Source organism: Sunxiuqinia rutila (assembly GCF_050589705.1).
Classification (GTDB): domain Bacteria; phylum Bacteroidota; class Bacteroidia; order Bacteroidales; family Prolixibacteraceae; genus Sunxiuqinia; species Sunxiuqinia rutila.
The window spans coordinates 334411-348003 of sequence record NZ_JBNGOT010000002.1 but is presented as its reverse complement, the minus strand read 5'-3'; the positions used below and the strand labels follow the sequence as shown (position 1 = coordinate 348003).

Annotated in this window: 9 protein-coding genes; 7 read left to right on the top strand and 2 right to left on the bottom strand. The window is 45.3% G+C overall.

Annotated elements, in window-relative coordinates:
• Window positions 1-3: 3 nt before the first annotated feature.
• The 5 genes from ACRD6K_RS03235 (at window position 4) to ACRD6K_RS03215 (ending at window position 8140) form a co-directional block, all read left to right on the top strand.
• Complete coding sequence (locus tag ACRD6K_RS03235) at window positions 4-1572, top strand: FAD-dependent oxidoreductase (protein WP_430972056.1); 1569 nt, start codon at window positions 4-6, stop codon at window positions 1570-1572.
• A gap of 89 nt (window positions 1573-1661) precedes the next feature.
• Window positions 1662-2765: an outer membrane protein assembly factor BamB family protein gene (locus tag ACRD6K_RS03230; RefSeq protein ID WP_430972055.1), complete on the top strand. Its 1104-nt coding sequence runs from the start codon at window positions 1662-1664 to the stop codon at window positions 2763-2765.
• 110 nt (window positions 2766-2875) lie between these two features.
• The gene (locus tag ACRD6K_RS03225) at window positions 2876-4180 is read left to right on the top strand and encodes a glycosyltransferase family 4 protein (RefSeq protein WP_430972054.1); all 1305 of its coding nucleotides are present in this window, start codon (window positions 2876-2878) and stop codon (window positions 4178-4180) included.
• Window positions 4181-4232: 52 nt separating this feature from the next.
• A complete protein-coding gene (locus tag ACRD6K_RS03220) occupies window positions 4233-4913 on the top strand; it encodes an ABC transporter ATP-binding protein (protein WP_430972053.1) in 681 nt (226 codons plus the stop codon).
• On the top strand, window positions 4910-8140 hold the full coding sequence (locus tag ACRD6K_RS03215) for an ABC transporter permease (RefSeq protein ID WP_430972052.1): 3231 nt from the start codon (window positions 4910-4912) through the stop codon (window positions 8138-8140). Before ACRD6K_RS03220 ends, ACRD6K_RS03215 begins: the two co-directional genes overlap by 4 nt.
• Before the next feature lie 58 nt (window positions 8141-8198).
• On the opposite strand, the gene ACRD6K_RS03210 is transcribed toward ACRD6K_RS03215, so the two are convergent.
• Window positions 8199-10475 (bottom strand): FAD-dependent oxidoreductase, encoded by a 2277-nt coding sequence (locus ACRD6K_RS03210; RefSeq protein ID WP_430972051.1) that lies wholly within the window; start codon window positions 10473-10475, stop codon window positions 8199-8201.
• A 48-nt stretch (window positions 10476-10523) separates the two neighbouring features.
• Window positions 10524-10946: a thioredoxin gene (gene trxA, locus ACRD6K_RS03205; protein WP_430972050.1), complete on the bottom strand. Its 423-nt coding sequence runs from the start codon at window positions 10944-10946 to the stop codon at window positions 10524-10526.
• A gap of 154 nt (window positions 10947-11100) precedes the next feature.
• On the opposite strand from trxA, the gene ACRD6K_RS03200 reads away from it, so the two are divergent.
• Window positions 11101-11796 (top strand): Crp/Fnr family transcriptional regulator, encoded by a 696-nt coding sequence (locus ACRD6K_RS03200; RefSeq protein ID WP_299577806.1) that lies wholly within the window; start codon window positions 11101-11103, stop codon window positions 11794-11796.
• A gap of 844 nt (window positions 11797-12640) precedes the next feature.
• A complete protein-coding gene (locus ACRD6K_RS03195) occupies window positions 12641-13507 on the top strand; it encodes an ion transporter (protein ID WP_430972049.1) in 867 nt (288 codons plus the stop codon).
• Window positions 13508-13593 lie beyond the last annotated feature (86 nt).

The following is a 13593-nucleotide window of genomic DNA, read 5'->3' as shown; positions in this document are numbered from 1 at the left end:
CGAATGGTTAAACTTAAAATCAATAATCAAGTCCTGGACGTTCCGGAAGGCACCACGCTTTTGGAAGCGGCTCGTTCGCTGCAGATTGACATCCCAACGATGTGCCATCTGGAAGGAACCGGGCATTTTACATCTTGCATGGTTTGTTTGGTCAAGGATTCACGCAATGGCCGGTTAATGGCTTCGTGCTCCATGCCAGCCATGGAGGGCATGGAAATCATTACAGACGATGCCGAATGTCAAGAGTCGCGGAAAGCTTCGCTGGAACTGCTGCTGAGTGAGCATGTTGGCGACTGCGAAGCGCCTTGTCAATTGGTTTGTCCGGCGCATATGAATATTCCGTTGATGAACCGGCTGATAGCGGCAGGTAATGATGCGAAGGCCATTGAAGTGGTGAAGCGTGACATTGCTTTGCCCGCCATCCTTGGACGCATCTGTCCAGCACCTTGCGAGGCGGGTTGCCGCCGCAAGCAGCTGGATGAGCCGGTTTCCATCTGTCTGCTGAAAGGCTTTGCTGCAGACCAAGAACTGGACAAAGGTGTTGTGTCGGTTCTGCAAGAAACAAAAACAGACAGGAAAGTAGCGATTATTGGTGCGGGCCCTGCCGGTTTGGCTGCCGCTTTTTATCTGAATAAAGCAGGGCATCAGGTCGTTCTTTTTGAAAAGAATGAGAAGGCCGGAGGTGATTTACTTCAGATTAAGGAGGAAGTTCTGCCTACCAAGGTAATGGAGGCTGAATTGGCCTCCATCCTGAATTCGAGGATTCAAATTAACTACAATTCAACAATTGGTACTGCAGAATTTGAGCAGCTTCAGCAAGCGTATGATGCCGTGGTGCTTGCTGTTGGCGCACAAACTGACCAATGGAAGGACAAGGGCTTGCTGTTGTCAAAAAACGGGATTCAGGTGGATAAAACGACTTACCAAACATCCATCGACAAAGTATTTGCTATAGGCAATGCTTTGCGACCTTCCAAGCTGGCTGTGCGTTCGGTTGGACAAGGCAAGGAGCTGGCCTGGGTGCTGAATGAATGGTTTGAAACCACGGAGTTGAAGGGTTACCCCAGCCGGTTTAATTCTAAATTCGGCAAACTGAACGAACCGGAGTTTGCTGAATACTTGAAAGAATCGGTGGATGAAAAACGTTGGCAAGCTAGCAGAGGAAAAGCGACAGGTTTCACGAGGGAAGAAGCTGTTGCTGAAGCCCGACGTTGCCTGCACTGCGACTGCCGAAACCCTGAAAGCTGCAAACTGCGCGAGCTTTCAGATCGTTATGGTGCTGAGCAAAGACGTTTCCAGTACGATGAACGTTTTGTGATTCGCAAGGAATTCGCGCCGCAAAACATTGTTTATGAACCGGGCAAGTGCATCAAGTGCGGTATTTGTGTGCGCCTTACGCAACAGTACCAGGAAACTTTTGGTTTTTCCTTTATTGGTCGTGGATTCGATGTTCGAATTGGTGTACCATTTTCAGAATCGGTAGAAAAAGCCTTGGAAAAAACGGCTGCTTTGGTGGCCGAGAAATGCCCAACTGGAGCATTAGCAAAAACTGACACCGAGGAACAATTATAAAACGGCTAAAGCTTCCAAAATTGTTTTGGGATAAGAAATGAAAGGCCGGAAAATGATGAAAGCAAATCAGCAATTGAAACAGAAAAGACATGAAGGGTAAACTTGTAATTTTCTTACTTCTTTTAACCAATAGCCTGTTTGCACAAAGCGAATGGCCCATCTTTCGGGGCAACCAGCAGCTAACTGCTTCGGTTGAATCTGAGCTGTCAAGCTTATTGCAGCTCATAGCCTCCTTTCAAACCGACGATGATATCAAGGCATCGCCGGTGGTAAAAGATGGTGCGGTGTATTGCGGATCTACCGATGGATTTTTTTATGCATTCAAGCTAAACGGAGATTTATTGTGGAAATTTGATGCGGAGAATGCCATTGAGGCGCCGGCCATTTTACTGGATGGCAAAGTCCTCTTTGGATCGCTGGATGGATGGCTTTTTTGTTTGAATCAAACTGATGGCGGGTTGGTGTGGAAATACAAAACCGACAACCAAATCATTGGTTCGGCCAACTGGCACAAAGGAGCAGAGCAAACCGTGGTGGCCGTTGGGAGCTATGATTACTTTCTGCATGGAGTTGATCTGAAAGACGGCCATAACCTGTGGAAATATGAGTCAGATAATTTCATCAACGGGACACCGGCCTTGTATAAAAACAAGGTTGTTTTTGGTGGCTGTGATGGCTTTTTGCATTTGGTCAATCTGGAGACCGGACAGGTAGAAAAGAAGATTGAATTGTCAACTTATGTTGCTTCATCGCCAGCCATTGTGGAGCATGAAGCGTATGTTGGGGATTATGATGGACGCTTTTTTGCCGTTGATCTCGAGGACGGAAGTGTAAGCTGGACTTACGATGATCCGGAAAAGAATTTGCCATTTATTGCTTCTCCGGCTGTTTCGGCCAATTACATTGTTTTGGGAAATGAAGACCGGCAACTCTATTGTTTTCAACGAAAAGATGGTAAATTAGTCTGGACAAAGCGTTTATCCAATCGAATTAACTCCTCTTCTGTAATTGTCGGTAGCAAGGTTGTTACTGCTACGATGGACGGCATGATGTTCATGCATGCCCTGGAAACGGGAGAAGAGCTTTGGAGTTACGAAATAGGAAGTCAGATGGTAAGTTCGCCGGCATTTTATCAAGGAAAAATCATCATCGGAGCCAATGACGGGCGGATTTATATTTTGGGAGAAAAATGATATTTGGCCGATAGCATGCGTGTTACTCTGAATTGTATTCATGAGGAATGCCATAAGAAAACAGAATCTGGAACGTGTTTGAAATGACTTCAAAATAAAAGCAAAAAATCATGAAAATCGCACACATCATTCCAGGATCAGGGGGCAGTTTTTACTGCGGTAACTGCCTTCGCGACAGTAAATACATGAAAGCCCTGCAGGACTTAGGACAGGAAGTGATAAAGGTACCGCTCTACCTGCCTTTATTTGAAGATGCACATGATTTAAATGAAGTTCCTGTCTTTTATGGGGCAGTAGACATTTACCTGAAGCAGCGCTTTCCGGTTTTCCGGCACCTTCCCACTTTTGTGGATAAAATGCTGAACTCAAAATCCATCTTGCACCTGGCTGCTCAAAATGCGGGATCAACCCGGGCAAAAGGGCTGGAGGAAATGACCGTCTCAATGTTGCTGGGTGAAGAGGGCCTGCAGCGAGGGGAACTGGAGCGTTTGGTGGAGTGGTTGCGTGATGAAGCCAAACCGGATGTGGTTCATCTGTCCAATGCACTGCTGCTGGGATTGGCACGGCGCATTAAGCAGGAAATGAATATTCCGGTGGTGTGCTCGCTGCAGGACGAAGATGTGTGGGTGGATGTGATGAGTGATCAGCACCGCGAAGAGGTTTGGCAATTGATGGAAGAACGGGGACGTGAAGTGGATGCCTTTGTATCGGTCAGCGATTTTTATGCCCGGGAAATGAAAAAACGAATGCATATCCGTCCGGACCAGTTGTTTATCAATCATATTGGGGTGGATTCAGCCGATTATCCCATCAAGCCGGTTGAAGGCAAGGAACCGGTAATTGGTTATATCTCGCGCATGTGCGAAGAAAATGGCCTGGGCATTTTGGTTGATGCCTTTATTCACCTCAAGGAAAATGAAGCTTACCAGGCGGTGAAGCTGAAGATTACCGGAGGGAAAACCAATGACGATACCAGCTTTATCAAACAACAAAAGAAGAAAATTGCAGCAGCCAAGCTTGAAGATGATGTTTTATGGGTTGAAGAATTTGAAAATCCTTCGCGACAAAATTTCTTCGATACCGTTGCCCTATTAACTGTTCCGGTATTGAATGGCGAAGCATTTGGTTTATACCAGCTGGAAGCTCTGGCATCCGGAATTCCGCTTGTTCAGCCTGAACTAGGGGCTTTCCCCGAAGTGGTTGGCTTGTCGGAAGGTGGCTTGATTTATCATCCCAACAGTGCCAAGAAACTCGCCAAGGCCTGGAAAAGCATCATTCTGGATAAGGAAAAACTGAGTGAATTAAGCACCAAAGGGCAGGAAGGGGTCAAAGCGCATTTTGATATCCACAAGCAAGCTGCAAAGTTGGTGGATATCTATCAGAAGGTAACTGCCAAAGAAGAATATCGCTATTGAGTTGTTTTTTTCCCCATAATGAAACCACTCAAAACCCAAAAATCACAAATCTATGCTTGAAATCAAGTCGCTAAGCAAAAGCTTTTATTCCGGATCAGGGAAGAAACGAGTCATTTTGGATGAACTAAATCTGACGGTAAACGATGGTGAGAGTGTTGCCATCGTAGGGCCTTCCGGTTCCGGAAAAACCACTTTGCTCAATATGGTGGGGGCACTCGATCGGCCTGATGCTGGAGAGGTGCTGCTGGATGGTGAGTCTGTATTCAGCAAAAATGAAAAGCAGCTGGCTGAGTTTCGGAACCAATCCATTGGCTTTGTTTTTCAGATGCATCACTTGCTGCCTCAGCTTAATTTGGTTGAAAATATTTTGCTTCCGGTCATTGCCCGGCAAAAGAAAGTGGATGATCCGAGCCGCCAACGCGCCGAAGCATTGACGCAAAAACTGGGAATTCGTGAATTGAAACATCAAAAGCCCGGAGAGCTATCTGGCGGAGAGTGCCAACGGACGGCTGTTGCTCGCGCGTTGATTAATCAACCTAAAATTGTGCTGGCCGATGAACCTACCGGCGCATTGGATCAGCATTCGTCAGATCAGCTGGCTGATTTGCTTCTGCAGCTCAATAAAGAAGAAAAAACCAGCCTGATTGTTGTGACACACTCCATGAGTCTGGCTTCAAAAATGGATAAGATTTACCAACTTGAAAACGGAAAACTACAACTGGTTCAATCATGAATGGATTTCGTTACGCCCTTAAATCGTTGCTTCACTTTTGGAAATTAAACCTGACCATTGTATTCGGAGTGGCACTCAGTACGGCTATTTTGTTGGGTGCTTTCATCATTGGCGATTCCGTGTCCTACAGCCTGCAGCAAATTACCTTGCAGCGCCTGGGGCAAACTAATTGGGTCGTAACTGGTGGTGAGCGCCTTTTCCGGGCGGAGTTGGCAGAGGCTGTTTCTTCGGAAGAAATAAAAAACACTTCGCTGCTGTTTTCCAACGGCATGGGGGTGCTGAACGGCGGACAAGCTCGGGCAAATCAGTTGCAGGTTTGGGGCATATCGGCAGATTTTAATGCCTTTGCCGGAACCGATAGCTTGTATGCTTTGGCTAAAAATGAAGCGGTTATAAACGAAGCGCTGGCGGAGGTATTAGGGGTAAAAGTGGGAGAGGAGCTGCTGCTGCGTGTTAATAAGCTAAGTACTTTTCCGGCCAATACGCCTTTTGTTTCAGCCGAAGAAAATACAATTTCGTTTCGGGTAAAAGTAAAAGCGATCGCGAGTCAGGTACAAACGGGCAATTTCAACCTACAGAATATTCAATCGGCCCCTAAAAATATTTTTCTTTCCCGCGATTTTCTCAATCACGAAATGGATTTGGACGATAAAGCGAATGTGCTGCTAGTTAGTGGTTCCGGATTGAATGAAGCAGGCTTGTACGAACGCATTGCCACAAACTGGACCCTAAAGGATTTGAACCTTTCGATCCGGGAGAATGAAGCGCTCAATTATACGGAATTGATTTCGGACCGGGTATTTATAGAGCCTTCCGTTGCTGAACGTTTACTTGAGCAACCGGAAACCTATCCGGTGTTTGCTTATTTCGTCAACCAGCTGACCAATCGTAACCAAAGTACGCCTTACTCTTTTGTGGCTGGACTACCTCTTGAACAATTGGAACTAGGCGATCAGGAAATCATGATCAACCGTTGGTTGGCGGCTGATTTGCAGGCCAAGTCCGGAGATTCGATCATGATGAGCTACTTTGAAGTGGGCCCTTTGCGTCAGTTGGAAGAAAAGTCTGCCTGGTTTCGTGTGTCGAAAATTGTGGACATGGAAGGGGCGTGGGCTGATCTTATGCTAATGCCGGATATTCCGGGTTTGTCGGATGCCGGGCACTGCAGCGATTGGGAAACCGGAGTGCCGGTTGATTTGTCGGAAATACGGCCAAAGGATGAGGATTACTGGAACAAATATAAAGGAACACCCAAAGCCTTTGTCAACTTAAAAACAGCTCAGAAGCTTTGGGGGAATCGATTTGGGAGGTCAACAGCTGTTCGGTTAAATGGTTTGCATGCTGAAGACTTTACCCGGCGTGTTTTGACTGAGATTCATCCACAGGATGTCGGTTTTCAGGTGAAAGATGCCAGATCATCGGGTTTGCAGGCTGCCAACCAAGGAACTGACTTTGGTGGACTTTTTATCGGTCTGAGTTTTTTTGTGCTTTTTGCGGCACTCTTGCTGGCCTACCTTATGTTTCAACTGTACCTGAAATTTCGACGGGCAGAAATCGGCACCCTGCATGCCTTGGGTTTTTCATCCGCTACAATCCGGCGGCTGTTTTTTTCCGAATCAGTTTTACTGGTTTTGCTGGGTATCTTGCTGGGTTTGCCCTTCGGGTTGGGCTACAACAGCCTGATTATGGACGCAATCAACAGCATTTGGCGCGATATTGTCCGAACGTCAATTCTTGATATTCACATCACCCCAATGGCCATTATTCAGGCTGTTTTGATTGTTGCGCTTATTTGTCTGGTGACGGTTTGGTTTATGCTGAAAAAATATGCCAATCAACCAATTGTTGCCATGCAACAAAGACAAACGAAAAAAGCAAAGACAGGAAAAACATCCTTATGGCTGGGAACAGGCATGGTGCTTGGTTCGTTTTTATTGATGCTGTGGCAGGGAATTGGTGAGGAGCTAAATGCAGAGATCTTTTTCACCAGTGGCTTTGGGCTAATGCCGGGCTTAATCTTATTGGTAAATTACTTCTTCATCTGGAAAGCGAAAAAGCCAGCCAGGCAACTTTCAGTTAAATACTATTCCTTCAAGCTGATGCTGGATGATCGGCGCAGGAGTATGCTCATCATTGGTTTTTTATCGGTGGGTGTATTTTTGGTTCTTTCTACGGGTCTGAATCGGAAGGATTTAACGCGAAACGCCGATCAGCCATCTTCGGGAACCGGCGGATATTCCTATTTTGCTCAGACAAGCTTTCCGGTTCTTTTTGATCTGAATTCGCTGGAAGGCCGTTTCGAATTAGGGCTGGAAGATTCTTCGGCCAAGTTTGTGCAAATGCAGGCTCTGGCGGGTGATGATGCCAGTTGTTTAAACCTGAATCGCGTGCAACGTCCGCGTGTTTTGGGTTTCGATGTTGCCCGGTTTGATCAGCGACAGGCGTTTACTTTTGTGGCACAATCGGAAGAGCTGAATGCGGAACATCCCTGGCTAAGCCTGGAAGAACCATTACCCAACGGACAAATTCCGGCAGTTGCAGACCAAACGGTCATTAAATGGGGGCTGGGCAAATCGGTTGGCGATACACTGGTTTACCAAAATGAAGCCGGAGAACCCATTGTATTGAAATTGGTTGGCGGGTTGGCAAACTCTGTTTTCCAAGGGAATATCCTAATCGCTGATCGTTTGTTTTATACACACTTTCCATCGGTGAGTGGCTCGCAGGTATTTTTAATCGATGCCTCAAGCGACGAAGAGGATCGTTTACGCACGGCTTTTCGAAATTATGGCTTGGAAATTACACCTGCCAAAGAGCGTTTGCTGCTCTTTTATCAAATTGAAAACACCTACCTGAATATCTTTTTAATGTTGGGTGCCCTGGGCTTGTTAATCGGAACGATTGGCTTGGGCATCATCATTTTCCGGAGTATTTATGAAAGTCGCCCGCAGTTGGCTTTGCTGGAAGCTACCGGTTTTCGCAAACGAACTATTCGAAGGATGCTTTTGCGTGGCAACCTGCTGATTGTTTTGTTGTCACTGACTTTGGGTTTAATTCCGGCCTTGCTTTCTGCCTTGCCCAGTTTGCTTTCATCGCTTTACTCCGGTTTAATTTATTGGAGCCTAATGCTGTTTGTGACCGTTTTGGCAAGTGCCTGGCTTTGGGTGTTTATTGGTAACCGATTGGCCATGCGAGGCCGTCTGTATGAGACACTTCGGAATGATTAACGCATAAAAAAGGGAGCCATTCAAACTGAAAAGCTCCCTTCATTTTTTGCTGAAAATTTTACCGGCGCATCATCATATGCATGATTCCTCCGCCATTGCTGACTTGTGTGAAACCCATTTGCTGCAACATACGCTGTCCGTAGCCTGAGCGTGCTCCCGAAGCGCAGTAGAGTGTAATTTCCCGTGATTTACTGCCCAGTTCATGCACGCGCGAAGCCAATTCATCCAGCGGAATGTTGATGGCATCAGGATAAGCTCCTCCATGAAACTCTTCCGGAGTACGTACATCAACGACCAGCGGTTCGTTGGATGTGCCATGGGATTCTGATTTTGAATGCTGCCTGGCCATCATCGCGGTCAATCCGCCGCCGTTGCTGACATTGGTGTACCCAATTTGCATGAGCATGCGCTGTGCATAGGCCGAACGGGCTCCTGTGGCACAATAAACCACAATTTCGCGCGAAGCATTGCTGCCCAGTTCTTCAAAGCGATACATCAACTCATCCATCGGAATATTGATGGCATCAGGATAGGCACCGGCCTGAAATTCTTCGGGAGTGCGGACATCAACCACAAGCGGTGAGTGATCATCTTTAACCTGCGCTGGTTGCTGTTCCGATTTTTCCGTAGTTTCCTCTTCCAGTGATTTGTTCTCTACAGGAAGTAAATTGATGGCAATGGAATTAAAGCCGATGGTTCGGGCTTGCCGCTGCAAGGAAATATGCCCTCCGGATAAGTTTGTCACCGAATGAAAGCCGGCACCTACCAATGTTCGTAGCGCCTGATGGCCTTTCTTCCCGGTTTCATCATAAACCAAAATGGGCCAGTTGGCAGGAATAGTGTCAAGCTGTTGGGGTAACAGCTCCAATGGAATGTGCATGGCTCCTTCAATATGGCTTTTTTCAAAAGCGAAGATATCACGTACATCAATGATGACCGGATTGCTGTTGGCCAGAAATTCATCCAATTCCGAAGCCGTAACAGATGGACTGAAGCCTGATTGCCGGTTTTCAGCGGTGTAGGCAGCCATGTTGATGGCATCGTTAGCCGTTCCAATTGGAGGAGAGTAAGCAAAGTCGATATCAGCCAGGTCGCTGATTGTTAGCCCGGCAGCTGTGGCAGTGGCAATAACATCCAAACGTTTGTCTGCTCCTTTATAGCCAGCAGTCTGTCCTCCCAGAACAACCCCGGTGTTTCTGTCATATACCAGCAAGCTGGTAACAGTTTCTGCTCCCGGATAATAGGACGTATGATGTTCTTTATGAACAACCACAGCATCAGCATCAATGCCGGCAGCACGTGCCTGTTTGAGGGATAAACCGGTAATTCCGGCTACTGCTTCAAAAACCCGCACCACAGAAGTACCAATCGCTCCTTTGTAACTGTGCTGTCCTCCAAGGGCATTTTCTGCAGCAATGCGTCCTTGCCGGTTGGCGGGGCCAGCTAAAGGTATTCGTACTTTCTGTCCGCTTACACGGTGCTCAATTTCAACCATGTCGCCGGCAGCATAAATGTCTGGATCAGAAGTTTGCAATTGCGCATTGACCAATAAGCCTCCGGCTTCGCCCAGTTGCAGACCCGCATCTTTTGCCAGTTGCAGGGTAGGCCGCACGCCAATAGACAACAAAACCATGTCGGCTTCAAGTGTTTGCTCATTGTTCAGCTTTACCGAATTGGAATGAATCTCGGTTACGCAGGCACCAGTATGAATGCCGATTCCGTATGCCAAGAGCTCGTTTTCAATAAATCCGGCAGTTTCTGCTTCCATGAGCCCCATTACATGCGGCATCATTTCGACAACATTTACATGTAAGCCTCGCTTGACAAGTGCTTCCACCATCTCTAGCCCAATGAACCCTCCGCCAACAACAACGGCACTCTTCGGATTTTTCTTTTCCAGATGGTCTGAAATTTTATCCATGTCATCGAGTGTCCATAAGGTAAAAACATGATCCCGGTCCGCGCCCGGAAGTGTCGGGTTAATGGGTTTTCCCCCCTGGGCCAGAATCAGCTTGGTGTATTCAAAATGCTGTTCCTCTCCGGTAAGGCTGTTGGTGGTTTTTACCTGATGTCCCAGCCGGTCAATGGCGACTACCCGGGTGTTGGTGTAAACATCCACATCGTACTGTTCCTTGAAGCTTTCCGGGCTCTGTAAAATTAGTTTCGAGCGGCTTTTGATATCACCGCCGATATAGTAAGGCAGGCCGCAGTTCGCAAACGAAATATCTGGTCCTGCTTCAAGCATAATAATTTTTGCTGTTGGAGAGATTCGTCGTGCTTTAGCTGCTGCTGTTGCACCGGCCGCAACTCCTCCTATAATGACAATTTTTTCCATAATCTATTGCGTAATTTGTATTCTTAATCCAATATTAAAAGCTGCTGACTAGCTAACTTTTGCCATTTGTTTGATGATAAAATCCTTGTTTTTTATACCGACAAACCGGTTGATTTCCTTCCCGTCTCTGAAAAGAATGAGGGTAGGGATGCTTCGCACTTTAAACTTTTGAGCGAGGCTTTGGTACTGTTCAATGTCTACTTTCCCGACAAATGAATTGCCGTTTAGTTCGTCGGATACTTCATTTAGAATAGGAGCCATCATGCGGCAGGGGCCACACCAGCTGGCCCAAAAATCAACCAGAACCAATTTGTTTTTCGTTTTTTGCTGAAAGTTCTTGTCCGTCAGTGTCAGTATCTTTGGATGATCTTCAACAAGGGGAGTGTTTTTCATTTTGTTTTGTGCAACTTTTGCCAGGATGAAAAAGGCCACGAAAACGAGTACGAGAATAAGAAGAATTATTTTAAGCATTTTTTTTGTTTTAAATTGATGGTGGCAAAAATATTTTGAATCCGGCGATTCCGAAAGGATTTCTTTTGTTGGCTTTCCAACTTTCGAATTGAAATGGCTCAACTTTTTTCTTGATTTATTCCTAACTTCACGAATTCAAAACAAAGACTGATTCATGAAAACGATTTTGGAGACCGATGAGAATTTTATTTGCGATATTAATGCGCCTTGTTTTCAGGTGCTTGAACCCAATGAAATAGAGTTGGTAAGAGCCAGTAAAACACAGGTTCACTTTCGCAAAGGCGATAACCTGACCAAGCAGGGGGCTTTTGCCTCTTACGTGTTGTTTATTGCCGATGGTCTGGCTCGTCAATACCTGGAAGGCGAAAACAACAAGGTATACAACCTGAAAATCATTCAAAAAGGCGAGTTTGTCGGCCTTTCTTCTGCTTTTGTGAAAAATACCTTTGATTACTCCACGGTTGCTCTGACCGATTGTATGGCTTTCCTGGTCGAAAAACAGGCTATTGCCAAAGTTGTCAGTCAAAATGGTCTTTTTGCTTCCAGCTTTATCCAGCGTTTTTGCGAACAAGCTTCCGGTATGTATGCAACCATCCGGAATGTGCTTTACAAACAAATGAATGGTCGCTTAGCCGAAGCCCTGTTGTACCTGAATGGTTTTAAGGCTCAGAATCCTGAAATCTTTCAATTGCTTTCGCGAAAGGATTTGGCCGACTTTGCCGGCATTTCAACAGAAAGCGCTGTTAAACTGCTAAAAAGCTACGAAAAGGATGGATTGATTGATTTACGGGACAAAGACATCATTTTATTGAAAAGTGACACCCTTGAAGAGCTTAGTTTACGGGGATAAGCGACTGATTTTCTGAAAGGCCTAAAAACAACAATGGGAACCACTCGGTATGAATAGCTCCCATTCACTACTTGACGATCGAAATCGTTGTTCATGTCAGGCTACTGTTATTTTGACTGGCTGATCCATGAATCCAGGATTCGGGTTTCAGCCCTTGGCGTTCCGGCAATGCTTGTTACAGCACGCCTTCCGGCTGTCCGTTCAACAAAGCCGAAGCTTGTCTTACCGGACGAAGTTTTTGATGGCTCCTGAGAAATGCTGGTCTTACGATCATCAATTTGCTCATTTGGCAGTGGTTTAGGAACCGAAGTCCCACCATTGCCTGCTTTCTTCGGGGAACGAATTCCTTTTCGAAAACAGCCTTCAAACCTAAAACGACTTGGGAATGCCGAAGCAATCGTTTTTCGTTTTAATCAAGCATGTAAAGAACGGATCTTTGGTTGCTTAAACTTCGGCTCTCTGGATGCGCAAACCCGAAGGTTTGAATGATTTGACGCTGACTCAGCTAAGAGCTTTTGTCGCCTCCACATCTTCGGAGCAGTCTTTTATCGCTCACCTGATACTATCAAATGTACAGCTAAAATCAAATATAAGTCAATAGTTTTGAGCGTTTTAAATTAACTATGTATTAACCGATGATATTAACAATTGTTGGTAAGTCTCAGATAGCCTGATAGATGCGGTTTTTAGGATGTTTTCCTGTTGGTTTTCAGTATGGTTATCAACAATTTGCGGGGGAGGCATAGCGCTACTGACAGTTTGGAAAAGTAATTTCAGCTGCAAATTTAGATTGTTTTTCAGTCTTTTAGAGCCGTAAAACTTAAACAAGAACATCTAAAAATGATTGAAACGAATTTTTATTGAGAGGATTTGGGTAGATTTATTGGTCAAAAACCTGACTAAAGAAACGATGCTAAAGGAAAAAATCTATCGTGTTGTTAACAAGGGAGCTCATGGATCAAAATACAACCTAGTTTTTGATTATGGGATTATGCTCCTCATTATACTCAATGTCGTTGCATTAGCTATAGGAACAGTTCCTGAGATTAGAATAAAGGCAGGGGGTTTCTTAAGAATATTTGAGGTATTGTCGATAATCATTTTCACCATTGAGTACCTGATGCGGTTGTATGTGGCTGACCTGACACATCCTAGTTCCAGTCAGGCAAAATCAATTTTCAAGTTTGTATTTTCTGGCTATGGAATGATTGATTTGGTGGCAATTCTACCATTCTATTTACCATTCCTTATTGCTGTGGATATGAGGTTTCTTCGCCTTTTTAGGTTAATGCGTTTTTTCCGATTGATGAAGCTAAACCGTTACAATAGTTCTTTGAATTTAATTTGGGCAGTAATGAAAGAGAAAAGATCGGAATTAGCCGTAACAGGTTTTGTTTCTATCCTGGTACTATTGATTTCTTCCTTTTTAATGTATGATGTTGAAAGCAAGATACAGCCAGATAAGTTCCCAAATATTTTTGCTACATTTTGGTGGGCCATTGCTACATTAACAACAGTTGGGTATGGAGATGTTTATCCAATTACTGCCGTTGGAAAAGTAATTAGTTCTTTAATCGCGATCTTGGGAATTGGTATTGTAGCACTTCCCACAGGTATCATTAGTGCTGGCTTTATGAATAAGATTGATAAGAAGGAGGCAAGTGAAGATGTATGTCCGCATTGTGGGAAGGAAATTAGCCGAAAACCATAAAATAAAGTTCAACAGAGCGCAGAGAATAATCCACCACAAGTGTGGAAACAAAACTAAAAACCAATTAGACCTGAAAAGGGCAGAAG

What these genes read in the sequence shown, in the direction of transcription:
- ACRD6K_RS03220 (WP_430972053.1), top strand. Translation starts at nt 4,233, where the DNA reads ATGCTTGAAATCAAGTCGCTAAGCAAAAGCTTTTATTCCGGATCAGGG.
- ACRD6K_RS03230 (WP_430972055.1), top strand. Translation starts at nt 1,662, where the DNA reads ATGAAGGGTAAACTTGTAATTTTCTTACTTCTTTTAACCAATAGCCTG.
- ACRD6K_RS03200 (WP_299577806.1), top strand. Translation starts at nt 11,101, where the DNA reads ATGAAAACGATTTTGGAGACCGATGAGAATTTTATTTGCGATATTAAT.
- ACRD6K_RS03225 (WP_430972054.1), top strand. Translation starts at nt 2,876, where the DNA reads ATGAAAATCGCACACATCATTCCAGGATCAGGGGGCAGTTTTTACTGC.
- ACRD6K_RS03215 (WP_430972052.1), top strand. Translation starts at nt 4,910, where the DNA reads ATGAATGGATTTCGTTACGCCCTTAAATCGTTGCTTCACTTTTGGAAA.
- ACRD6K_RS03210 (WP_430972051.1), bottom strand. Translation starts at nt 10,475, where the DNA reads ATGGAAAAAATTGTCATTATAGGAGGAGTTGCGGCCGGTGCAACAGCA.
- ACRD6K_RS03235 (WP_430972056.1), top strand. Translation starts at nt 4, where the DNA reads ATGGTTAAACTTAAAATCAATAATCAAGTCCTGGACGTTCCGGAAGGC.
- trxA (WP_430972050.1), bottom strand. Translation starts at nt 10,946, where the DNA reads ATGCTTAAAATAATTCTTCTTATTCTCGTACTCGTTTTCGTGGCCTTT.